Source organism: Streptomyces qinglanensis (genome assembly GCF_900111245.1).
In the GTDB taxonomy this organism is placed as follows: domain Bacteria; phylum Actinomycetota; class Actinomycetes; order Streptomycetales; family Streptomycetaceae; genus Streptomyces; species Streptomyces qinglanensis.
Window position 1 is genome coordinate 99,731 of sequence record NZ_FOGO01000012.1, and the last position, 23,079, is coordinate 122,809.

The following is a 23,079-nucleotide window of genomic DNA, read 5'->3' on the forward strand; positions in this document are numbered from 1 at the left end:
CGGCACGGGCCGGCCGCCAGGACCCGTCGGCCCCGCACCGAGCCGTCCGTCAGGGCCGCACCCGGAACGGCCGTCAGCCCCGCGCCTCCGCGTCGGCCGTCCACCGCCGGGTGCGCAGCGGCAGACCGGAGGCACCGGACTCCGGGGTCCGTACGGCCAGCACCTGGTTGACGCCGATGCGGTTGCGCTCGAAGGCGAGGGCCGAGGCGGCCATGTAGAGCCGCCACACCCGGGCCCGCCCGGGTGTGGCGAGCCGGGTCGCGCGGGCGAAGTCCGCCTCCAGGTTCCGCACCCAGGCGCGCAGCGTCAGCGCATAGTGCTCGCGCAGCGACTCGACGTCCCGCACCTCGAAGCCGGCCCGCTCCAGCAGTCCCACGGTGCGTCCGACGGGAGCGAGCTCCCCGTCGGGGAAGACGTAGGCGTCGATGAACGGGTCCACCGCGTAGACCTCTTCGTCGGCCAGCGGGCGCCGGGCGATCTGGTGGTTGAGCAGCCGTCCGCCCGGCCGCAGGAGGGCGTGCAGATCGTCGGCGTATTCGCGGTAGCGGGCGGAGCCCACGTGCTCGGCCATCCCGACGGAGGACACGGCGTCGTAGGGGCCGTCGTCGATCTCGCGGTAGTCCTGGACCCGGATCTCGACCCGGTCCGTCAGCCCTTCCTCGGCGATCCGCTTGCGGCCGTAGGCGGCCTGTTCGCGGGAGAGGGTGACGGCGACGGCGTGCACCCCGTACTCGCGCGCGGCGTGCAGGACGAGCGACCCCCAGCCGCCGCCGACGTCCAGCAGCCGCTCGCCGGGGCGCAGCGCGAGCTTCCGGCAGATCAGGTCGATCTTGTCGCGCTGGGCCTCTTCCAGAGTGCCGTCCGGCTGCCAGTAGGCGCAGGAGTAGACCATGCTGGGCCCCAGCACCAGCGCGTAGAAGTCGTTGCCGACGTCGTAGTGGTGGCTGATGGCCTCGCGGTCTCTGCCGAGGGTGTGGCGCAGGCCGGTGCGGCGCCGGGCCTCTTCGGCGGGCGGCGGGGGCGGCAGTCCGGGGCCGGCCAGCCGCAGCAGTTCGGCGGCGGCGCGGCGGGCCGCCGGGTCGCGCGCGAGGGACAGCGCGCCGCCCGCCCAGCCGGTGCCGAAGGCGGGCGCCTCGTCGGTTCCGGAGGTGAGCGCGCCCTGTTCGTCCCGCTCCCAGATGAGGCCGGCCAGCAGGTCGAGCGCTCGGTAGAGGTCGCCCTCGACATCGAGGTCGCCGGCCACCCAGGCCCGGGCCAGTCCCAGCTCGCCCGGCCGCCACAGCACCCGGCGCAGCGCCCGCCGGCTGCGGACGACCAGGACGGGCCCCTCGGGCGGGCCGGCCTCGCTGCGATCCCACGCCCGTACCCGGACCGGGACCGGGACCCCGAGCAGTTGCTCCGCGAGCGCGACGATCCGTTCGGCGGCACCGGCCATAGAGCACACCTCCGTGTCAGGAAGGGGTGGATTCCCCGTACATGGAACGCGCGCGGGGGTGGGTGTATGCCCACTGTGCCCAACGGACCGGCGGTTCGACGGCGGCGGAAACGGCGAGAGGGGCGTGAGCCCCACGGATGGCTCACGCCCCTCTCGGACGTGCACGAAGGCCGCGGACCGGGTCCGCGGCCGGTGCCGGCCGGCCCGCTGCGGGGTCGGCCGGTTCCCGGATCAGGAGGAGGCTGCCGCCTTCTCGTTCTTGTCCCCGACCGGGCTGTCGGCGCGGCTGTCGGCGGACGCCTTGCTGGTGTCGGCGGACGCGGACGCCTCCGCCTTGGCGAGGGCTGCCGCGGTCACCGGTGCCGCCGCCTCGTAGAACTCACCCCGCGGGTGCTCCATGGCGCCCAGCGAGACGACCTCGCGCTTGAGGAACATGCCGAGCGTCCAGTCGGCGAAGACCCGGATCTTGCGGTTCCAGGTGGGCACCGCCATGCCGTGGTAGGCACGGTGGAAGTACCAGGCCAGCCGGCCGCGCAGCTTGATCCGCGTCTTGCCGAAGACGATCATCGCGACGCCCTTGTGCAGACCCAGGCCCGCGACGGCGCCCTTGTTGGCGTGCTTGTACTTGCCCTGCGGGAAGCCGCGCATGCCGGAGATGACGTTGTCCCCGAGCACCTTGGACTGGCGCAGCGCGTGCTGCGCGTTGGGCGGGCAGAACGCGCCCTCCTTGCCGGCGGCCAGGTCCGGCACCTGCGCGTTGTCACCCGCGGCCCAGGCGTAGTCCATGCCCTTGACCTGCATGCCGGCGTCCACGTCCACATGGCCCTTGGGCCCCAGGGGCAGGCCGAAGCGGGAGAGCACCGGGTTGGGCTTGACGCCCGCGGTCCACACGATGGTGCTGGAGTCGACCTCCAGGCCGTTCTTGAGCACCACGTGGCCGTCCACGCAGGACTCCATCGAGGTGTTCAGGTAGACCTCGACACCGCGCTTCTTGAGGTGCTCCAGACCCCACTCGCCCAGCTTCGGGCCGACCTCGGGCAGGATCCCGGGGGCCGCGTCGACGAGGACGAACCGCATGTCCTCGCGCTTGACGTTGGGGTAGTACTTGGCGGCGTCCCTGGCCATGTCCTCGACCTCGCCGATGGTCTCGGCTCCGGCGAACCCGCCGCCGATGAAGACGAAGGTGAGGGCCTTGCGGCGGGCGTCCTCGTCCTGGGTGGAGTCCGCCTTGTCGAACTGCTCCAGGACATGGTTGCGCAGGCCGATGGCCTCCTCAACGCCCTTCATGCCGATGCCGTTCTCCGCCAGCCCCGGCACCGGGAAGGTGCGCGAGACGGCGCCCATCGCGATGACCAGGTAGTCGAACGGCAGCTCGTAGGCGTCGCCGACCAGCGGCGACACACTGGCGACCTTGCGGTCCTGGTCGATCGACGTGACCCGGCCGGTGAGGACCTCGGCCTTGGGGAGCACGCGTCGCAGGGGGACCACGACGTGGCGGGGTGAGATGCTGCCGGCGGCGGCTTCAGGGAGGAAGGGCTGGTACGTCATGTACGACCGCGGGTCGACGACCGTGACGGTCGCCTCGCCGTAGCGCATCTTCTTGAGGATGCGCCGCGCTGCGTACAGACCGACGTACCCGCCACCCACTACGAGGATTCGGGGACGCTCCGTGGTGCTCATGGAATCGAGTATCCACCCATCCCGGGGGGTCACTTCGTGAGGGTCTTCACAAGGATCGGTGGACCCTCTGCTACACTCCGCCGCCCGTGATCGAGCCCACAGGCCGTCCGTGGAACCCCTGCGCCGCGTGAACCGTTGACACGCCTCTTGAGCTGCGGGGATCAGTACCCCTTGAAGGGAGCCGCCGCACAGCGGTGGAACCGCGCGCATCCGGCGCGGCGGCGACACATCCGGAACCGCGCCCTCCGAAGGGAAAACCAGGGCCCACCGGGCCCTTTCTCATGTGAATCAATTCACGAAACTCGTCTGCCGGTGCGTGTTCCCGGCGCCGCAAAGGCCGCTTCACACCTATCAGCAGAGAGTCACCCCGCTCAACTGAGAGCTCTCAAGCCCCCTCGACCGGGCCCGCCGCAGCACCCCGCCGGGCCGCGACGACCCGCCGCCGAAGGGTTGACGGTGGCGTACTGGGCGGTAACACTGCCCGGATGGCGATCACCAAGGGCAAGGGAAAGGGCACAGCCGCGTTCGCCGTGCTGGCCGCCGCGGACCTGTACGCCACCGCGAAGTCCCCCCGCGGCCCGGCGCGCGCCGCAAAGCCCTTCCTGATGCCCGCGCTCGCCGCCCACGCCCGCGACGCCGCGCAGCCCGCACGTCCGCCCGCCGCCCTGCTGGCCGGGCTCGCCTGCGCCACCGCGGGCGACACCGCCCTGCTGTGGGACCGCCACCAGCGCGCCCTGCTGACCGGCATGGCCGCCTTCCTCGGCACCCAGCTCAGCTACACCGCGGGCATGACGGCCCGGCTCGGCGCCGTCCGCGGACTGCGCGCCCGGCCCAAGCGCGCGCTCGCGGCGTTCGCCGCCTGGGGCGCCGCCAACGCGGTACTCGCGCCCACGCTGGAGCGGCGCCTGCGGCTCCCGGTGGCGGGCTACAGCCTGGCGCTCACCGCGATGGGCGCCGCGGCACTCGGCGTCGGGGGCAAGGTCGCCACCGGCGCGGTGGCCTTCATCGCCTCCGACGCGCTGATCGGCCTGCAGGCCGCGGGGCACGAGTTCCCCTCCCAGGAGGTACTGATCATGGCCGGGTACCTGCTGGGTCAGTACCTGATCACCGAGGGCTGGCTGGAGCGCGCCCCGTCCTGAGTCCCCGCCGCCGGGAGCGCATACCGTCGTAGCCGTGCACGACCCGACCAGCCCGGACCGCCCCGGCTCCCCGCCGCCCATGCCGCCGCTCTTCGACCGGCAGTTCGCCCTCGACCCCTACCCCGCGTACGCCTGGCTGCGCGAGCACGCGCCGGTCCGGCGGACCCGGCTGCCCAGCGGGGTGGAGGCGTGGCTGGTGACCCGGTACGCGGACGCCCGGGAGGCGCTCGCCGACCCGCGGCTGAGCAAGGACCCGCGCCGGCACGGCGAACAGGGCTCGCACGGCAAGGGCAAGGTCGGCATTCCGGGCGAGCGCAGTGCGAACCTGATGACGCATCTGCTCAACATCGACCCGCCCGACCACACCCGGCTGCGCCGCCTGGTCTCCACCGCGTTCACCCCGCGCCGGGTCGCCGCGTTCGCGCCCCGGGTACGGGAACTCGCAGACGGCCTCATCGACTCCTTCGCGCCGCGCGGCGAAGCGGACCTGATCCACGAGTACGCGTTCCCGCTGCCGATCTACGCCATCTGCGACATGCTCGGCGTCCCGCAGGAGGACCAGGAGGACTTCCGCACCTGGGCGGGCATGATGATCCATCAGCCCGGCAGCCCGCGCGGCGGCGTGGGCCGGGCCGTCAAGCGGATGCGCGGCTACCTGGCCGAGCTCATCCACCGCAAGCGCGCGGAGTCGGACACCGCCGAGGGCGGCGGCGACCTGATCTCCGGCCTCATCCGCGCCTCCGACCACGGCGAGCACCTCACCGAGAACGAGGCCGCCGCGATGGCCTTCATCCTGTTGTTCGCCGGGTTCGAGACGACCGTCAACCTCATCGGGAACGGGACCTTCGCACTGCTGCGCCACCCCGAGCAGCGCGCCGTGCTGCAGCGCGCCGTCGCGGAGGGGGACGAGAAGCTGCTCGGCGGCGCCGTCGAGGAGCTGCTGCGCTACGACGGCCCCGTCGAACTGGCGACCTGGCGCTTCGCCGCCCGCGACCTGGTGCTGGGCGGACAGCGGGTGCGGGAGGGCGAAGCCGTGCTGGTGGTCCTGGCGGCAGCCGACCGGGACCCGGCCAAGTTCTCCGCACCCGACACCCTGGACCTGGCGCGGCAGGACAACCAGCACCTGGGGTACGGGCACGGCATCCACTACTGCCTCGGCGCCCCGCTGGCCCGCCTGGAGGGCCGGACCGCGCTGGCCGCCCTGCTGCACCGGCTCCCCGATCTGCGGCTGGCCGCCGACCCCGACACCCTGCACCGGCGCGGCGGACTCATCATGCGCGGGCTGCGGACGCTGCCGGTGGAGTTCACCGCGACCGAGGGCGGATGACCTGCACCGGCAACCGGTATGACGGGCTCTCACATATGTGACCGCGGCGTGATGTGGGCGACATTGGCTTGTGACTGTCGGACTTCGCAGCTACGTTCGGTCACCGACTTCGGTCATCGACTGCTGTCATCGACTGTCGACTACAGTCGTCGTCCCGTTCGTCCCCCACGAGAGGTCAACCATGCGCTCCGGGAATGGTCGGCACCGCCGCCCCCGCCAAGCCCCCGCACTGTTCGTCGCCGCCGGGGTCACAGGTGCCGGAATCGCACTTCCGCTGCTCGGCGCCACCGGCGCACACGCCGCCGACGCCCACGTCTGGGACCGCGTCGCGGACTGCGAGAGCGGCGGCGTCTGGACTGCCAACGACTCCAACGGGTACTACGGCGGGCTCCAGTTGGACCTGGACACCTGGAAGTACTACGGCGGCACGATGTACGCCGAGCGGCCGGACCTGGCCAGCCGCAGCCAGCAGATCGCCGTCGGCGAGAAGATCCTGCAGGCCGAGGGTCCGCGCGCCTTCCCGCAGTGCGGCGGCGACCTGACGATCGAGATCCCCGGGTCGGACGAGGACACCGACCCGTCCGGCAAGCCGTCGCATGGCCCGGCCGACTCCGCCGGGAAGTCCGGCCCTTCCGGCAAGCCCGACGACGCCGGGAAGTCCGGCGAGTCCGGCAAGCCCGACGCGCGGCACCCGGAGACGGACCCGTCGCCGGACGCGAGCGACTCGCCCACGGGCAAGGACGACGGCGCCGACCACAGGGACAAGGGCACCGGCTCCGACCGGGACTCCGGGAAGCCGGAGAGCGGGGAGTCCGGCACGCCGCAGCAGCCGTCCGACGACAGCACGTCCGGGGCACCCGGCTCCGGAGCGTCCGAGTCCGGGTCCCCGGACCCGGACGACGACACCGCCACCGGCTCCGACTCCGACTCGGCGGGCGACACCTCCGGCTGGTCCGACCTGGGCCCGTCGAGCCCGGACCGGCTCAAGTCCCCGTCCGACTCCGACGGGTCCCGCAAGGGCAAGCACCGGGGACGGCCCGCCGAGGAGCGGCCCGAGCACGACGAGCGCAGCGACCGGTCCTCCCGCGGCGGGGAGCGCGACCGCGCCGGAGAGGGCGGCGGCCGGCACCGGATCACCGTGCGGGCCGGCGACTCGCTCGCCCGGATCGCCGCGGAGCAGGACGTCGAGGGCGGCTGGAGCGAGCTGTACGCACAGAACCGGGAGACGGTCGGCGACGACCCGGACCTCATCCGCCCGGGCCAGCACCTGACGCTGTAGGTCGCGCAGGCCGCGTCAGCCGCGTGGCCCGCGCGGTCCGCCGTGGCCGTGCGGCGCCGGAGGAGTCCCCCGGAAGGGACACCCGGGAAGGAAACGGGACAGCCTCGCGGGTGCGCCGGGCGGGACGGTTAGGCTCGGGGCGGAAAGTCGTCCCAGACGAAGGAGAAACCTCGTGCCGTCCATCGACGTCGTCGTAGCCCGCGAGATCCTCGACTCGCGAGGCAACCCCACCGTCGAGGTCGAGGTCGGCCTCGACGACGGCAGCACCGGCCGTGCTGCCGTGCCGTCCGGCGCCTCGACCGGCGCCTTCGAGGCGCTCGAACTGCGTGACGGCGACGCCGCGCGCTACAGCGGGAAGGGCGTCGAGAAGGCCGTCCTCGCGGTCATCGAGCAGATCGGCCCGGAGCTGGTCGGCTACGACGCCACCGAGCAGCGGCTGATCGACCAGGCGATGTTCGACCTGGACGCCACCGCCGACAAGTCCTCGCTGGGCGCCAACGCCATCCTGGGCGTCTCGCTGGCCGTCGCGCACGCCGCCTCCGAGGCGTCCGACCTGCCGCTGTTCCGCTACCTGGGCGGCCCGAACGCGCACCAGCTCCCGGTGCCGATGATGAACATCCTCAACGGCGGTTCGCACGCGGACTCGAACGTCGACATCCAGGAGTTCATGATCGCGCCGATCGGCGCCGAGTCGTTCTCCGAGGCGCTGCGCTGGGGCGCCGAGGTCTACCACGCGCTCAAGGGCGTGCTCAAGGAGCGCGGCCTGGCCACCGGGCTGGGCGACGAGGGCGGCTTCGCGCCGAACCTGGGCTCGAACCGCGAGGCCCTCGACCTGATCATCGAGGCCGTCCAGAAGGCCGGATACAACGCGGGCCAGGACATCGCGCTGGCGCTGGACGTGGCCGCCTCCGAGTTCTACGAGGACGGCGTCTACGCGTTCGAGGGGCAGAAGCGCTCCGCCGCCGAGATGACCGAGTACTACGAGCAGCTCGTCGCCGACTACCCGCTGGTCTCCATCGAGGACCCGCTGTTCGAGGACGACTGGGCGGGCTGGAAGACCATCACCGACAAGCTCGGCGACAAGGTGCAGCTCGTGGGCGACGACCTGTTCGTCACCAACCCCGAGCGGCTGGCCCGCGGTATCGAGGAGGGCGTCGCCAACGCCCTGCTCGTCAAGGTCAACCAGATCGGTTCGCTGACCGAGACGCTGGACGCGGTCGAGCTGGCCCAGCGCAACGGCTTCAAGTGCATGATGTCGCACCGCTCGGGCGAGACCGAGGACGTGACGATCGCCGACCTGGCCGTCGCCGTCAACTGCGGCCAGATCAAGTCCGGCGCCCCCGCGCGCTCGGAGCGCGTCGCGAAGTACAACCAGCTCCTGCGTATCGAGGAGATCCTGGACGACGCGGCGGTCTACGCCGGTCGTTCGGCGTTCCCGCGCTACAAGCGCTGACCGCCGCACACCGCGCCGCCGGTGCCCTGCGCCCCGACTCCTCCCGGGGTCCCGGGGACAGGGCACCGTCGCCACCGTTCACACAGCTTCGGCAGGTGCACCGCAGGGGAGAGGTATGGGAGCGGACCGGGACCGTTTCTCCACCGCGACGCGCCTGCGCGCGCTCGGCGCCCAGGCCGCCGAGCGGGTGTACCGCGCCCAGGGCCGCAAGGTCCGCACCCCGCGCAAGGGCCGGCTCACCGGCCGGGCTGCGCTCCTCGCCCTGGTGGTGTGCTCCCTGGTCGTCGCGCTCGCGTACCCGACCCGGCAGTACATCACCCAGCGTTCGCAGATCGCCGACCAGCGCCGGCAGGCCGAGCAGGCCCGCGCGGAGGTGAAGCGGCTGCGCGAGCAGCGGGCCCGCTGGCAGGACCCCGCCTACGTGGAGCGGCAGGCCCGTGAGCACCTGCACTTCGTCCGCCCCGGCGAGACCGGCTACACCATGCCGGACGGCACGGCCGAGGTGCGCCGCCCCCGCGAGCACGAGCCGGAGGACCGGCCCTGGTACCAGAACCTGTGGGACGGTGTGGACCGCGCGGACCAGGACGGGTGAACGCCCGCCCGCGCCCCTTCCGCGGGCGGCCCGCCGCCTGACCCTGCCCTGCCTGCCTCATGACGATCGACCGCACGACCGAACCCTCTTGACGACCGAAGCACCCTCCTGACGACCGAAGCGAAGCGACGAGCACCTCACCCATGGACACTCCACCGCCCCGCACCGAGCCGACCGCGCCCACCGACGCGGACATCGCCGCCTTCAAGGAGCAGCTCGGCCGCCCGCCGCGCGGGCTGCGCACCATCGCCCACCGCTGCCCCTGCGGGCTGCCCGACGTGGTGGAGACCGCACCCCGGCTGGAGGACGGCACGCCGTTCCCCACCACGTACTACCTGACGTGCCCGCGCGCCGCCTCCGCCATCGGGACGCTGGAGGCGAACGGCGTCATGAAGGAGATGACGGCGCGGCTGGCCGAGGACGCGGAACTGGCCGACGCCTACCGCGCCGCGCACGAGGACTATCTGGCCCGCCGCGACGCCATCGAGGAGCTGGTCGGCTTCCCCAGCGCGGGCGGGATGCCCGACCGGGTCAAGTGCCTGCACGTGCTGGTGGCGCACTCGCTGGTGGCGGGCCCCGGCGTCAACCCGCTCGGCGACGAGGCGCTGGCGCTGCTGCCCGAGTGGTGGCGCAAGGGGCCGTGTGTGACGGTCCCCGAGGAGACGGCGGAATCCGAGGAGGCCCGGCCGTGACGACGAACCGTGTGGCAGCCGTCGACTGCGGCACCAACTCCATCCGCCTGCTGGTGGCCGACGTGGCGGTGTCCGCCGACGGCACCCCGGGCGGCCTCACCGAACGGGACCGCCGGATGGAGATCGTCCGGCTGGGGCAGGACGTGGACCGCACCGGACGGCTGGCGCCCGAGGCGCTGGAGCGGACCTTCGCCGCCTGCCGCCGCTACGCCGAGGTCCTCACCGAGTTCGGCGTACCGCCCGAGCGGACGCGCTTCGTGGCCACCTCCGCCTCCCGCGACGCGGAGAACCGGGACGAGTTCGTCCGCGGCGTGCTGGACATCCTCGGCGTCGAGCCGGAGGTGATCACCGGCGACCAGGAGGCCGACCTCTCCTTCACCGGCGCCACCGAGGGGCTGGCACCCGGCACCTTCCCGCCGCCGTACCTGGTGGTGGACATCGGCGGCGGCTCCACGGAGTTCGTGCTGGGCACCGAGCACGTCGAGGCGGCCCGCAGCGTCGACGTGGGCTGCGTCCGGCTGACCGAGCGCCATCTCACGCACGGCGGCACCCGCACCGAGGTCCCGGCCGCCGAGCAGATCGCCGCGATCCGCGCCGACGTGCACGCGGCACTGGACGAAGTGGCGCGGACGGTGCCATTGGACCGGCCGCACACCCTGGTGGGGCTCGCGGGCACCGTCACCACGCTCGGCGGCATCGCGCTGGAGCTGGACGCCTACGACTCGGCCCGCATCCACCACTCCCGCATCTCGCTGGCGCAGGTCCGCGAACTCACCTCCCGGCTGCTGTCCGCCACCCACGACGAACGCGCGGCCATCCCCGTCATGCACCCGGGGCGGGTCGACGTGATCAGCGCCGGGGCCCTCGTACTGCTGACGCTGATGGAGCGGATCGGCGCCCAGGAGGTCGTGGTGAGCGAGCACGACATCCTGGACGGCATCGCGCACAGTTGCGCCGCGGGGCGCTCCTGACCGGAGACGACAGCCCGATCGGCGCTCCCGGCGGACTTCCGCCGGGAGCGCCGCCGTGTGCGGGCGGTGCCGGCCGGTCGGTGTCGGCCGGTCCGCAGCGGGCACGCATCCCGGTGGAGCAGGGCAGGTTGCGGCGAGTCCGGGCGCCCTCGTCGTTCGCCGGAGGCGGTCACCCGGCCGGCCCTACCATCGGAAGCGACAGCCACCAGGCCCGAAACCGCTGAGGTGCACACGTGAGCAACTGGGCTGATCTGACGACCGGCAAGCGCATCAAGGCCCTGCGGGGCTCCGACCTGACACAGCACGAGCTCGCCGAAGCCGCAGGCGTCTCCTACGCCTTGGTGCAGAAGGCCGAGCAGGACCGCGGGGAGCTGTCCGTCGGCTCGCTGCTCAAGCTCGCCCGTGCGCTCCGCACCGACGTGGCCGTCGTTCTCGGACAGCAGGCCCCGCGCCGGGGCATGAGCAGGGACACCAGGGCCGCTGTCCGGCGGCTCTCCGAGGCGGTGCACGACAGCGCGCTCGGCGGGTGGGAGGGCATCGAGGAACCGAGCACGCTCGGCCAGCTCACCGCCGCGCACGACCGTCTGGGCACCGCCTACTGGCAGGGCTCGTTCGGCGAACTGAGCGAACTCGCCGCCAAGGTGCTGCTCGAAGGGCGGGCCGGGTACGCGCGGGCCACAGGGCACGAGCGCGAACAGTTCGCCTCACTGCTCGCCGCCACCTACCAGTTCGCCTCCTCGGCCGCGCTCCTCCTCGGGCAGCGGGACCTCGCCCTGAGCGCCCTCACCTCCGCCCGTCACCTGGCAGCGGACTCGGGCGACGAGGTGCAGGCCGCGCTCGTGGACTCGACGCTTTCCTGGATCTCGCTGCGCTGCGCGAGAATCCAGCGGGCGGTGTCCGTCGCCGAACAGGCGGCCTCCCGGATCGAGCCCTCGTTCAGCCGGGCCTCCCGGCCCCGGATGGTCGCATACGGGCGGCTCATGATCTCCGCGGCCGTCGCCGCGTCGCGGCAGGGCGACTCCGTCTCCGCCGACGACTATCTGTCGCAGGCCCACGCGGCGGCCGCCCGGCTCGGTGCGGACACGGCGATGTACGGCACGCACTTCGGCCCCACCATGGCGAACACCGAAGCCGTGGGCATCGCGGTGGCACTCGGCAACCACGGAAGGGCGCTGCAACTGGCGGCGCGCACCCAACTGCCCCGCGCCATGCCCAAGCTGGCCCGCAACCGCTACAAGCTGGACGTCGCGCTCGCGCAGTGCTCGGCGGGGCTGTACGACCAGGCGGGCGACACTCTCGTCGAGGTCGGTCTCGACGCGCCGGAGTGGGTGCGGCACCAGGCGCTGCCGGGGGTCATCGGCCGGCGGATCGCGAAGGTGTCGACGGCGCGGGTCCGCAGCATCGGCGAGGCGATCGGTGTCCCCCTGGTCGCGTGACGCCGACGCGGCGTAGGAGTCGGCCGGGCACTCGTTGCGCTGGTCCTACGTCAGATCTCTTCACCCTGGGTGATCGAGGCGACACGATTGATGCATGGTCAGCAGCGAGCAGGGACTCAGGAAGAGGCCGACTCCGGCCCGGCGCACCGAGGGTGAGAGGCGGCGGCGGCACGCTCTCGCGGATCACGCGGCCGGTCACGTACCGGGCGAGGGCCCCGTACCCGCCCGCGTGGCGAAGGTCGACCGCTTCCGGGTCGTGGTCTACCTGTGCGCGGCGGCGAACTCCGACATCGCGGGGCCGCGCGAGGAGTGCCTCGCGTACGCCGGGTCGTTCGGCTGGCAGATCGTGGACGTGGTCGAGGACCGCGTCGGACTGCTGCCCCCGGAGGGGCGCGAGGGGCTGGCCCGCGCCGTGGAACTGGTCGAGGAGCGGAAGGCCGGTGCGGTGCTCACACCCTGGCGCTCGATGATCTCGACCATCGCGCAGGAGTACGACGAGGTGGCGCGGAGCGTCGAGAAGGCGGGCGGCTTCCTGCACGTCATGGGCGCCGATCGGCCCCGCCCGCACACTCCGTGCTGACGCCGCGCCGGGCGCGGGGTGCCGCATGGGCGTGAGGCCGCTGGAGCTGTGGGCCCGGTTCGACTTCCGCCGCGGGTCCTGCCACCGCTGCGAGCGTACGAACCTGCCGGTGGCGTGCCTGGGGACGATGGAGGCGCGCGGTGTCACCGTCCCCTTCCGTGCCTGTCACTGGTGCGTCTTCCGGGTCGAACAGCTCCACTGGGTCGAGGCCGAACGCGCTCGGCTGCGGGCGGGCGGTCCGCCGCCGGAGCAGCGGACCGCCCCGCACCGGCCCTCGCGGCGGGCGCTGTGCGTGCCCGGTGTCCCGCTGCGCATCGGGCGCCTCCGCACCGGCGGCGCCCGCACAGACTCCGCCCCGGCCGGGTCCGGTGGCTCCCCATCCGGCCGGGGCGGAATTCCGAAGCACCGCACGAGGAACACCGATCAGGAGGTACCCAGTGGACGCAGTTCCGTGGCTGACGCGGGCCGATGGTGGCAACCCGCAGGATGACAGCGACTCCGGCAACAAGCACGGGGGCGGCGGTTCGGACGAGGGCGGCAACACCTCGGACGGCCAGGGCCCGGCGGACGGCGAGTGACCGGGGCGGAATCCGGCACGCGGGAGGCCGGCCCGGACGGGCTGGCCTCCGTGCTGGTGGACAAGGGTGTCCTGACGCCGGACTGGCTGCCCGCCTACCGGGCCGTGCCGCGGGCCGCGTTCGTCCCCGACCGGCTGTGGCCGGGCACGGCGGGCGGCAACCGGCAGGGCGAGGTGATCGACCGCCGGACGGACCCGGCGCTGTGGTGGGAGAAGGTGCACAGCGACATTCCGCTCACCACCCAGTGGGACGACGGCACGCAGCCGGGCACGGCCAGGGGCCGGGCTCCGACCTCGTCCAGTTCCATGCCGACGATGGTGTTCTCGATGCTCGCCGCCCTCGGCGTGGCGGAGGGGAACCGGGTGCTGGAGATCGGCACGGGAACCGGCTGGAACGCGGCCCTGCTCGCCCACCGGCTCGGGCCGGGCAACGTGGTGACGGTCGAGGTCGATCCCGCCGTCGCCGAGGGAGCGCGGCGCCGCCTCGCGGCGGCGGGGCCCGTACCGGTGTCGGTCGTCGGCGACGGCGCGCGGGGCCATGCCGCCGGAGCGCCGTACGACCGGATCATCGCCACCTGCGGGGTCTCCCGGGTGCCGTACGCATGGATCGAGCAGGCCGCCGCGGGTGCCGTGCTCGTCGTCCCGTGGGGCCCGCCCTACGGCGGGCAGGCGGTCGCGCGGCTGACGGTCGGCGAGGGCGGGATCGCGACGGGGCCGTTCGTCGGTTCCTCGGCGTTCATGCGGCTGCGGGACCAGCGCGACCGGTTCCCGCCGACCCGGCTGTTCCCCGGCGCGGAGGACTGGCCGGGTGCGGCGCGGCGGCGCACGACAGCGCTCTCGCCGGACGACATGGGCGCCTGGCACCACATGTTCACGCTGGGCGTGCAGGTGCCCGATCTGTTCTGCCGCGTCGAGTGGGGCACAGGCGGGGCATACCGGCTGTGGCTCCTCGACATGGGCCGCACGTCCTGGGCGACGGCCGATTTCGAACCCGGTCGCGGCGAGTTCGAGGTCGCCGAGTACGGGCCGCGCCGCCTGTGGGCCGAGGCCGAGGCCGTCCTGTCCTGGTGGCGCGAGCACGGCGAGCCGGGGTTCGCACGGTACGGGCTGACGGTCACCCCGCGCGGTCAGCGGGTGTGGCTCGACCACCCGGACAACCCGGTACCGGTGCGGGTGCCGTAGCGGCGTGGCCCCTCGCCCCGGCCCGGCGACCACCCGTGGTGGGGCCGGGCCGGACCGGGCCGGGGTCAGTCGGCGGGGTGCTGCTCCGCCTGCCGGATCAGGTCGCGGTACTCGCGGGCGGCGGCGCGCAGTGCGGCCTCGGGGTCGACGCCCTCCCGTTCGGCCTCCGCGGCCAGCGCCAGCAGGGCGTAGCCCACGCCGGCACCGGCGCCGTCCCCGGGGGCGGGCAGGCCGGCCGTGCGGGCGCGGCCCGCGAGCTTGGCGGCGAGCGAGAGGGCGGGCTGGCCGAAGGGGACGCCCTCGGTGACCGAGGTCCGCTCGGTCTTCTCCAGAGCCTTGCGGCGCTGCCAGTGCGACTCGACCTCCGCCGCGGTCTCGGCGACGTCGTCGCCGAAGACGTGCGGGTGGCGGTGCACCAGCTTGTCCACCAGGGTGGCGGCCACGTCGTCGATGCCGAACGGCTCTTCGGGGTCGTCCTGGGCGATACGGGCGTGGAAGACGACCTGGAGCAGGACGTCGCCGAGTTCCTCGCGCAGCTCGGCGCGGTCGCCGCGTTCGATGGCGTCGATCAGTTCGTAGACCTCCTCGACGCCGTACTTGAGCAGGTCCTCGTGGGTGCGCAGCGCGCTCCACGGGCAGTCGCGCCGGATCCGGTCCATCACCTGGACGGCGTCCAGCAGCCGGGCGCCGGGCAGGTCGTAGGAGCCGGGCAGCAGCTCCAGATCGGGCATGGCCTGCCGGCCGGAGCCGGCCAGCCGGGCGAGGCCGTCGGTGAGCGCGGGCTCCCCTTCGGCGGTGGCCAGTACGACGACCGACCGGCCGCCGCCCTGTGCGCACTCGGCGACCAGCTCCCGTGCGTCCAGCTCGACGCCCGACTCGGCCGTGACCCCGGCGTCCCGCACATAGGGGAGCTGCGGGTGCGCCGGGTCGGCGCACAGCACCAGGTCGGCGCCGCGCAGGGCCTCCCAGGCGGGCCAGGAGAGCAGTCCGGGCGCCACCCGGTGGGTGGTGGTGAGCAGGACGACGCGGCCGGTCTCGGGGATCTCGTTCACCCTACGAACGTAACCCGGACGGCGTCCGGCCCGGCCTCCGGTCCCGCGACGGCGTCGCCTCGTCGCCTCCGCCGCCGCGCACCCGTCACAGCGGAACAGCGGAACAGCGTCACATCTGCTGCGCGCGCTGCGCCGCCTCGCCGCTCAGGTCCCGCAGCCACGGGGTCTTCGCGCCGGTGAGGGTGGAGCGGTCGGTGTCCCACGTGCCGTAGCGCGGGTTCACGTCGATGTTCATGCTCTTGGACGTCGCGGACAGCTCCTTGGTGAGTCGCTGGTTCCCGTCCGGCGACGTCGGGTCGATGCCCTTGGCCTTGGCGATCTTCTCTACGAGGAGCTGCATGCGGATGCGGTCGTCGATCTCGTCCGGTGCGACGCTCTGCTGGCGCAGCAGTACCGCCTTGAGCTGCTTGCTGCCGCCCGCCTGCACCTCGAGCTGCCCGCGGACCCGCTGGACCTCGCGGCGGCTGACACCCACCTTCGCGTCGCGGGCGGCCTGCGCGACGATCCGCTCGCGGATCATGCCGTCGAGGGTGGCCCGGGTCAGCTTGCCGCTCTGCTTGATCATCTGTTCGCCCTGCGGCGTGGCCCGCTGCGCGTCCCGCACGGCCCCCACCCGGGACTGGAGCTGCCCCATGCTGATCCGGTCGCCCTTCACCAGGGCCGCCGCGCCCGGGTGCGCGTCGTCGCCGCACGCGGTGAGCAGCGGGGCCGCGGCGACGAGCGCCGCTGCGGCGGAGAGGGTGAGCGCGGACCTGCGGTGACGGCTTTCCATGGGGCCTCCCGGCGGCGGCGAGGGTCGCGCGTCCTCGCACGACCTGGCGATGATCGATGGTAGGGAGTCGAACGGGTCCATGACCACCGGTTCGACATCAAATCGACCAACGATTCGGGAGCAGTTGGGTAGCTGCCCGTTCAGCAGTACGACACGCTCAGGGTCGGCGGCGGCCCACCGTCGGACGAGACGCGGGTGACGGGCTCTCAGCACCCGGGCGCACTCCGCACTCAGCCCTCGCACTGCTGGAGCATCATGCGCTTGTCGGGAGCCGTGACGGGCAGGTCGTACTCCAGGGCCACCTGTGTGAACCGCACCGCGTACGAGCAGCGGATCCTCTTGTTCGGGGGCAGCCAGGAGGCGGGCCCGGAGTCGCCCTTCGAGGCGTTGGGGGAACCCGAGACGGGCAGCAGGTTGAGCACGTCGTTGGCCAGCCGCTTGCGCTTCTCCTCGTCCCACTGCGCGGCCCCCATCTGCCAGGCGTACGACAGCGGCACCACATGGTCTATCTGGACCTCGGTGGCCTTCGCCTTCTTCCAGGCGATGTCCTTGCCGGTGTAGGGGTCGGCCAGGGTCATCGAGACGACCACGCAGTCCGAGCCGGAGCGGAGGGTGACCTTGCGGCCATCACGCTTGAGCACGTCGTTGCGGGTGTCGCAGCCGTTGCGGGCCAGCGGTATGCCCTCGGCGGTGTCCAGCCAGGCGCGGCCGAACTTCTCCCGCTCGTAGCCCGTGCGCGGGCCGCGGCCCTTGGTGCGCACCTGGTTGATCAGCCGCCGGGCCTGGACCTTGTCGGTGTCCGAGGTGAGCGGGGCCAGTCCGGGTTCGGTCCCGTCCGGGTTCTTCAGCGGGCTGGTCTGCTTTCCCGCACCGCCCGGGGCCGGGGTGCCGGTCGGAGTCGCGGAGGCGTCCGAGCCGCCGCCTCCGGTGCCGCCGTCCTCCTGCTGCGGCAGCCCGTCGCACCCGGCCAGCAGCGCGGTGGCGGCCGCGGCGGCGAGGACGGCGGCGGCGCCCCGCCGCACGGAACGCCGCACGGAACGCAGCCCGGGGCGCGGCACGGAGGCGGAGGCGGGGCGGGGAGGAGCTGTCGCGGCAGTCATCGGGCGAGCATAGACCGGTGCGTCACCCCGACGGAGCTGTCCCTGTGGCAACCGGCGGGAAAGCGGGGAGGGACGCAGGGTGCGTCAAGCAGTCACCGATCCCCTGCTCAATCTGGTGCGGCGGCACCGTGAGCCCGTCGTCGCCCAGACGGCCCGCTCGACCGTCGCCGCCGTGATGAGTTACGCCGTCGCACTGCAGCTCAGCAGCGAAGCCGCGCCCCTCACCGCGCCGCTCACCGCGCTGCTGGTCACCCAGGTGACGCTCTACACGACCCTGCGGACCGGCGTGCGCCGCGTCAACGCCGTGGTCGCCGGCGTCCTCGTCTCCAGCGGTTTCAGCGCACTGGTCGGCCTGACGTGGTGGAGCCTGGGCGTGGTGATCCTCGCCGCGCTGATCGTCGGCCGGTTCGTCAAGGCGGGCGAGTTCGTCCCGGAGACGGCGATCAGCGCCATGCTGGTGCTGGGGGTGACCCAGAGTCAGGTCGCAGCCATGGCCTGGGACCGGATCCTGGAGACGCTGATCGGTGCGATCGTCGGACTGGCCTTCAATGTGCTGTTCGTCCCACCGGTGTGGGTGCAGCCCGCCGGGGACGCCGTCCTGGACCTCTCCGGCCGGATGAACCGGCTGCTGGTGGGCCTCGGCGAGGACGTGCGCGGCTTCACCCCGGTCAGCCAGGCGGCCGACCGGCTGCACCAGGCCCGCCGGCTCGACCACGACATCGTGGAGGTCGACGTCGAACTGCGGCGCGCCGAGGACAGCCTGCGCCTCAATCCGCGCGTAAGAGAGGGGCTGCTCTCCCGCGTCGTGCTGCGCACCGGCCTGGACGCCCTGGAGATCTGCGCGGTCGTGCTGCGGACCACCGCGCGGACGGTGACCGACCTGGCGAAGAAGCGCCTGGACGAGCCGCTGTTCAGCGAGGAGATCGCCGAGGGCCTGCAGGAGCTGTATGTGCACATGGCGGGCGCGGTCGAGGCGTTCGCGCTGCTGATCACCACCCCGGTCAGCGCCAGCGCGGAGGAGGCCGAGGACCGGCTGGTGCGGGAGCTGGAGGCCAGCCGTGCCAGCCGGGACGTCATCGCCTTCCAGCTCCTGGACAAGGTGCGCGAGCACCCTCGCCAGTGGCAGCTGCACGGCGCCCTGCTCGCCGAGGCCGACCGCCTGCTGGACGAGCTGGACGTGGAGAAGCGCTCCCAGCGCCTGTGGGAGGAGCTGGACCGGCAGTCCCGCGAGCAGCGCGAGAAGAACCCCGTGCTGCGCCGCATCCGCCAGTTCCGCAGCCGGGAGCGCGCCCGCGAACGCGAGCAGGAGGAGGAGCGGGAGCTGGAGTGGGAGGAGGAGAGCTGAGCAGCCACCCGGCGGGCCGCCTCCGCGGGCGGCGGCCCGGGACGGCGGTCGGGGACGGCGGTGCCGGGCGGCCCGCGGCGGCTGACGGGGATCAGTACGGGGTGCGGCCCGCCGGGGACGCCAGTTGGTGGCGGCAGTGTGCTTCGTCCTGCAGGAGCTGGGCCACCGCGGGGTCATGCATGCCGCGTTCGCCGATCAGGTCACGCAGCAGCGCGGAGAGTTCGGGCAGCGCCTGCGCATACCGCCCGGTGTCCACCAGGACGGTGGCGTACTGCTTGCGCAGGGTGCGGACGATGGGCGAGCCCTCGCCGTAGGTGGTGACCGCCGCCGGAAGGGCGCGGCCCAGCAGCGCGGCGACCTCCGCGTAGCGGCCCGCGCCCAGCAGCCGGCGGATGTCCTCCAGCACCGTGTTCAGATCCCGCTCCGGGCCGGGCCCCGGACCCGTCGGCCGGCGCGGCGGCCACGGCGCCGCCGGGGCCAGAAACGGGCGGGTGGGATCGAGCGGCGGTCCGGGAGCGCGCTCCCCGGGGCGGGGCAGGAGCGGGGCGAGAGCGGCGTGCACCTCGTGCGCGTCGGCGGGCCGCCGGGCGGGGTCGCGGTCGAGCAGCCGGCTGACGAGGCCGGGCAGCGGCGCGGGGACGTGAGGGCACAGCAGCTCCAGCGCGTCCGGCTCCTCGTGCAGCTTCTTGTAGAGCAGCCCGGCGGCCTCGGGCGCCTCGAACGGGGTGCGGCGGGCGAGGAGTTCGTACAGCACCACGCCCAGCGCGTACAGGTCGGCCGCCGGGCCGACGGCCGACCCGCCGGTGGCCTGCTCCGGCGCCATGTAGACGGGGGTGCCCACCAGCGCGCCGGTCCGCGTCAGCCGGGTGACGTCGGGGGCGCCGACCGAGGCGATGCCCAGGTCGAGGATGACGACCCGGCCGTCCGGCCGCACCATCACGTTGCCGGGCTTCAGATCGCGGTGGACGATGCCCACGGCGTGCACGGCCGCGAGCGCGGAGCACAACTGCGCGGCGACCGCGACGGCCCACTGCCACGGGTACGGCTCGTGCTCGGCCAGGTGGTCGGCCAGGTCGCTGCCGTCCAGCCGCTGCATCACCAGATACAGCTCCTCGCCGTCCTGGCCCGCGTCGTAGACGGTCACCAGCCCCGGATGGTCGAGCTGCGCGGTCACCTGGCACTCGCGCGCGAAGCGGCGCCGCAGCTCCTCCGGGTCGGCGCTGCGCACGAGGGAGGCCATCCGCTCGGAGTGCGCCAGCTTGACCGCGACGGGGCGGCCGCCGAGCCCGGTGTCGTGAGCGCCCCACACCTGGCCCATGCCGCCCTTGCCGAGCGGTTCGGACAGCTCGTACCGGCCCGCGATCAGCCGTCCGGGCCTCACGCCCGGTCCCAGGGGCCGGACTGCTGCCGGGGGTTCTGGTCCCCGGGCCGGTGCTCGGTGCCGGGGCCGCCGGAACCGGGGCCGGGCTGGTTGCGGCGCAGCAGCTCGCCGAGTTCGTCGAGTTCGGAGGCGACCTGCCGCATCCGCGGGGAGGCGGGCGGCACGGAGCCCGGGTACGGATGGTTCAGGTTCTGGTGCGGGTTCTGGTGCGGGTTCTGGTGGGGGGCCTGGTGCGGGTTCGGGTGCGCGGAGACGGTGGGCGCGTACGGTGCGGCGCCGCCGTACCGGGTGGCCGGTGCGGGCGCCGGTTGCCCGGGCGCCGGTTGCGCCGGGGTGGCGTACGGTCCCGCCGTCGGCGCGGGCGCGTACACGGTGGGCGCGGGTGCCGCCCGGGGCGCACGCGGGGCGCGGCCGGCGAGTACGGCGTGCACGACGGCACCGCCGATCAGCAGCACGATGTACACCCCGGCGCCCAACTGCGCGTTGCCCTCCTCGCCGGGCTTCGTCTCCGGCACCACGAAGAGCAGCAGGATGTAGACCGCCGTCAGCACGCAGGCCCCCGCGAACACCGCCCAGTCCAGCGGCCGCCGCCGCAGGATCGCGAACCGCAGCGACGGCACCCAGGCCAGCAGCCCCAGGGACCAGACGGGGAACGACGCGAAGGCGATCCGCACCAGGAGGGCGCGTGTGCCCCCGGGACGCGCACCAGCGCCCCCCGTACCGGGATAGGGCGGCTGCTGCGGCGGCTGCGGTGGCTGGGACGCGGCCGGGCCGTACATCTTTCCTCCTGCGTGGGACAGCAGCGGACAAGGCAGGAGGTGAGCGTATACACCGGTACGGACTCGCGGATACGCGGCGGCCCAGGGAAGCAGAATCGTTGTCAACTCCCCCGGTCGGCGACTTTCGTTCGCACCGGGGCCGGGACGGGCACGCACCGCGGTCCGGCGCGCTCCGAGGCCGTCGGCCGGACGCTGTTCGGACGCCGTTCGGACCGGTGGCGGTCAGGCCCGGTGGCCTTCGGTCCGGACCGGCGTTCGGTCCGGACCGGCGTTCGGACCGGACCAGCGTTCAGGCCGGACCGGCGTTCGGACCGGACCGGCGTTCAGGCCGGACCGGCGTTCGGACCGGACCGGCGTTCAGGCCGGTGGCACCGTGCCGTCGGCGAGTCCGTCGAACATGCCCTGGACGAACTCCCCGCCCAGCTCGCCCACCCGGCGCAGCGCGGCCTCGAACTCGGCGAGCAGCCGGAAGTGCTCCCCGTACGCCCGCTGCCGCTCCAGGGGCAGCCGGGGCAGCCGGAGCCGGCGCACGTCGATCCGGGAGGAGCTGGAGGCGTAGCTGCTGGCCTGCCGGGTGTTGGCCGTCGAGCGCAGGAACCCGGCGACGAACCAGGCGTCCAGCGCCGCCGGGTCGGGCCGCAGCAGGCACAGCGGCTTGCCCAGCCGGACGCCGCCCTCCCCCTCGGCGACGACATAGGCGGCGCCCCGGCCCTGTACCGGGATGACGACGTCGCCCGGCACGGTGGTGACGGGATCGGCCGTCGCGAGGTGGACCTCCAGGGCCCCGGTGCGGGCGAGTTCGCCGACGGTGGCCTCGGGCAGTGCCGCGGAACCGGGTGCCGCGGGCTGCCGGTCCGGCAGGGCCGGGTCGTCGGTGGCGGTCAGATCGAGGGTCCGGCGCAGGGTGCGCTTCAGTTCGGCGCGGACGGAGGCCAGCGCCGCGGCGTCCGTGCCGGTACCGCTCGGCAGCAGATGGCGGGCCGGACTGAGGTCGACCTCCTCGTCCAGCAGGTCGATCACCGGCAGGGTGGCGCACACCCCTGGCTGTTCGGGGACGCTCTCCCCGGCGTCGTGCGCCCGCCAAGCGGCCAGCACGGCGGCGGCCGTCCGCTCCCAGGGCGGCGGTTCCGCCCCCTCCGTGCGGCCCCCCGCGGCGTCCATCAGCAGCAGCCGGGAAGCGGCATCCGCGGCGCCGTCCGGCTTGCGCAGCACCCACAGGTGGAGGGGCAGGCTGTGCGGCGCGGCGGCACCCGGCGGCAGGGCGAGGAGCGCGCGCAGCGCACCCTTGCGCAGCAGCGCCGCGCGTACCCGGCGGCCCGTGCGGCGGGCGGCGACCGCGGGCGGCAGCAGCAGCACCGCCGTCCCCCCGGGACGCAGTCGGGCCAGCGCGTGCTGCACCCAGGCCAGTTCGGATTCGGTGCGGGCGGGCAGCCCGTAGGCCCAGCGGGGGTCGTAGGCCAGTTCGTCGTGGCCCCAGTTGCGCTCGTTGTACGGCGGGTGGCACAGCACGGCGGCCACCAGCGGCGCGTCGGCGGGGGGTTCGGTGCGCAGGGCGTCCTCGGTGCGGACGTCGACGGCGCAGCGGCCCGGAGCGGAGGCGGTCCGCAGGGTGAGGCGGAGGGCGGCCAGCCGGGCGAGAAGCGGGTCGGTCTCCTGGCCGTACAGCGCGGCGGGGCCGCCGGACGCGCCGGTGCCGCCGGACGCGCCGGTGCCACCGGACGCACCGGTGCCGTCCGAGGCGTCCGCCGCACCCGCAGCGGAGGCGGCCAGCAGTTCGGCTGAACCGCACGCCGGGTCGAGCACGGACTCCCCCGGGCCGGCGAGGCGGGCCATGAGCGCGGCCGTCGGCTCCGGGGTGAGGGTGTGCTGGCGCGGGTTGGCTTCGAAGTAGTCGGCGAGAAGCTGCTCGAACGCGGCGGCGGGGCCGGTCTCGCGCATCATCCGGTCGAGTGCGCCGCGGGCCTCGGCGAGGGGGTCGGTGTTCAGCAGCTCGCGGAGTCCGGCCAGATGCTCACCGGCGCGCACCAGGGCCGGGCCGTGTCCCTCCGGGGCGCTCTCCAGCCGGCGGCGCACCTGCTCCCGCAGCGGCGCTTCGGCGAGCTTGCCGTGGTCGCGGAGCCAGCTCTCGACGTCGGCGAGGGAGAAGGCCGGGCTGGCCTCGGTGCCACCGACGGGGCGGGGGAAATCGGTGTAGCGCCGCCGCCAGTTGCTGACCGCGGCTCTGCCGACACCGGCGAGCCGGGCGATGGCCGCTGCTGTCACTTCCGCGCCGTCCGACACCGGATTCCTCCCGTTCAACTGTTCGGC

Annotated in this window: 20 protein-coding genes; 12 read left to right on the forward strand and 8 right to left on the reverse strand. The window is 73.9% G+C overall.

Annotated elements, in window-relative coordinates:
- Positions 1-73: 73 nt before the first annotated feature.
- Both BMX65_RS23290 and BMX65_RS23295 read right to left on the reverse strand, forming a co-directional pair.
- Positions 74-1,435: an SAM-dependent methyltransferase gene (locus BMX65_RS23290; RefSeq protein ID WP_075002305.1), complete on the reverse strand. Its 1,362-nt coding sequence runs from the start codon at positions 1,433-1,435 to the stop codon at positions 74-76.
- Positions 1,436-1,666: 231 nt separating this feature from the next.
- A complete protein-coding gene (locus BMX65_RS23295; protein WP_075002306.1) occupies positions 1,667-3,115 on the reverse strand; it encodes an NAD(P)/FAD-dependent oxidoreductase in 1,449 nt (482 codons plus the stop codon).
- A gap of 485 nt (positions 3,116-3,600) precedes the next feature.
- Between BMX65_RS23295 and BMX65_RS23300 the strand changes: the two genes are divergently transcribed.
- The 11 genes from BMX65_RS23300 to BMX65_RS23345 all read left to right on the forward strand — a co-directional run bounded on the left by BMX65_RS23300 (position 3,601) and on the right by BMX65_RS23345 (position 14,343).
- Positions 3,601-4,254 carry a lysoplasmalogenase family protein gene (locus tag BMX65_RS23300; RefSeq protein WP_075002307.1) on the forward strand — a complete coding sequence of 218 codons (654 nt, stop codon included), beginning with the start codon at positions 3,601-3,603 and terminating at the stop codon, positions 4,252-4,254.
- A 79-nt stretch (positions 4,255-4,333) separates the two neighbouring features.
- Positions 4,334-5,581, forward strand: coding sequence for a cytochrome P450 family protein (locus tag BMX65_RS23305; RefSeq protein WP_075002411.1), 1,248 nt, complete (start codon positions 4,334-4,336; stop codon positions 5,579-5,581).
- Positions 5,582-5,762: 181 nt separating this feature from the next.
- Complete coding sequence (locus BMX65_RS23310) at positions 5,763-6,860, forward strand: transglycosylase family protein (protein WP_075002308.1); 1,098 nt, start codon at positions 5,763-5,765, stop codon at positions 6,858-6,860.
- A gap of 172 nt (positions 6,861-7,032) precedes the next feature.
- Positions 7,033-8,313 (forward strand): phosphopyruvate hydratase, encoded by a 1,281-nt coding sequence (eno, locus tag BMX65_RS23315; protein WP_019356955.1) that lies wholly within the window; start codon positions 7,033-7,035, stop codon positions 8,311-8,313.
- Positions 8,314-8,428: 115 nt separating this feature from the next.
- Positions 8,429-8,905, forward strand: a complete 477-nt coding sequence (locus tag BMX65_RS23320) for an FtsB family cell division protein (RefSeq protein WP_075002309.1) — start codon at positions 8,429-8,431, stop codon at positions 8,903-8,905.
- A gap of 143 nt (positions 8,906-9,048) precedes the next feature.
- Positions 9,049-9,597, forward strand: coding sequence for a DUF501 domain-containing protein (locus tag BMX65_RS23325; protein WP_075002310.1), 549 nt, complete (start codon positions 9,049-9,051; stop codon positions 9,595-9,597).
- Complete coding sequence (locus BMX65_RS23330) at positions 9,594-10,568, forward strand: Ppx/GppA phosphatase family protein (RefSeq protein WP_177214333.1); 975 nt, start codon at positions 9,594-9,596, stop codon at positions 10,566-10,568. Before BMX65_RS23325 ends, BMX65_RS23330 begins: the two co-directional genes overlap by 4 nt.
- Before the next feature lie 233 nt (positions 10,569-10,801).
- Positions 10,802-12,004: a helix-turn-helix domain-containing protein gene (locus BMX65_RS23335; protein ID WP_075002311.1), complete on the forward strand. Its 1,203-nt coding sequence runs from the start codon at positions 10,802-10,804 to the stop codon at positions 12,002-12,004.
- Between the two features lie 94 nt (positions 12,005-12,098).
- A complete protein-coding gene (locus tag BMX65_RS23340; RefSeq protein WP_075002312.1) occupies positions 12,099-12,584 on the forward strand; it encodes a recombinase family protein in 486 nt (161 codons plus the stop codon).
- 437 nt (positions 12,585-13,021) lie between these two features.
- Positions 13,022-13,162, forward strand: coding sequence for a hypothetical protein (locus BMX65_RS33015; RefSeq protein WP_019356961.1), 141 nt, complete (start codon positions 13,022-13,024; stop codon positions 13,160-13,162).
- Complete coding sequence (locus BMX65_RS23345) at positions 13,159-14,343, forward strand: methyltransferase domain-containing protein (protein ID WP_239502258.1); 1,185 nt, start codon at positions 13,159-13,161, stop codon at positions 14,341-14,343. The genes BMX65_RS33015 and BMX65_RS23345 overlap by 4 nt, the downstream gene beginning before the upstream one ends.
- A 65-nt stretch (positions 14,344-14,408) precedes the next feature.
- On the opposite strand, the gene BMX65_RS23350 is transcribed toward BMX65_RS23345, so the two are convergent.
- From BMX65_RS23350 to BMX65_RS23360, 3 genes are all read right to left on the reverse strand, one after another.
- Positions 14,409-15,395 (reverse strand): nucleoside triphosphate pyrophosphohydrolase, encoded by a 987-nt coding sequence (locus BMX65_RS23350; RefSeq protein WP_075002313.1) that lies wholly within the window; start codon positions 15,393-15,395, stop codon positions 14,409-14,411.
- A 109-nt stretch (positions 15,396-15,504) separates the two neighbouring features.
- Positions 15,505-16,167 carry a SurA N-terminal domain-containing protein gene (locus tag BMX65_RS23355; RefSeq protein ID WP_075002314.1) on the reverse strand — a complete coding sequence of 221 codons (663 nt, stop codon included), beginning with the start codon at positions 16,165-16,167 and terminating at the stop codon, positions 15,505-15,507.
- Positions 16,168-16,397: 230 nt separating this feature from the next.
- A complete protein-coding gene (locus BMX65_RS23360; protein ID WP_420856842.1) occupies positions 16,398-17,267 on the reverse strand; it encodes an HNH endonuclease family protein in 870 nt (289 codons plus the stop codon).
- A gap of 79 nt (positions 17,268-17,346) precedes the next feature.
- Between BMX65_RS23360 and BMX65_RS23365 the strand changes: the two genes are divergently transcribed.
- Complete coding sequence (locus BMX65_RS23365; protein ID WP_075002315.1) at positions 17,347-18,612, forward strand: FUSC family protein; 1,266 nt, start codon at positions 17,347-17,349, stop codon at positions 18,610-18,612.
- Positions 18,613-18,703: 91 nt separating this feature from the next.
- Here BMX65_RS23365 and BMX65_RS23370 read toward each other — a convergent pair whose 3' ends face one another.
- From BMX65_RS23370 to BMX65_RS23380, 3 genes are all read right to left on the reverse strand, one after another.
- A complete protein-coding gene (locus BMX65_RS23370; protein ID WP_075002316.1) occupies positions 18,704-19,993 on the reverse strand; it encodes a serine/threonine-protein kinase in 1,290 nt (429 codons plus the stop codon).
- Positions 19,990-20,772, reverse strand: coding sequence for a hypothetical protein (locus tag BMX65_RS23375; RefSeq protein WP_075002317.1), 783 nt, complete (start codon positions 20,770-20,772; stop codon positions 19,990-19,992). The genes BMX65_RS23370 and BMX65_RS23375 overlap by 4 nt, the downstream gene beginning before the upstream one ends.
- A 357-nt stretch (positions 20,773-21,129) precedes the next feature.
- Positions 21,130-23,052 (reverse strand): N-6 DNA methylase, encoded by a 1,923-nt coding sequence (locus tag BMX65_RS23380; protein WP_075002318.1) that lies wholly within the window; start codon positions 23,050-23,052, stop codon positions 21,130-21,132.
- Between the last annotated feature and the right edge of the window lie 27 nt (positions 23,053-23,079).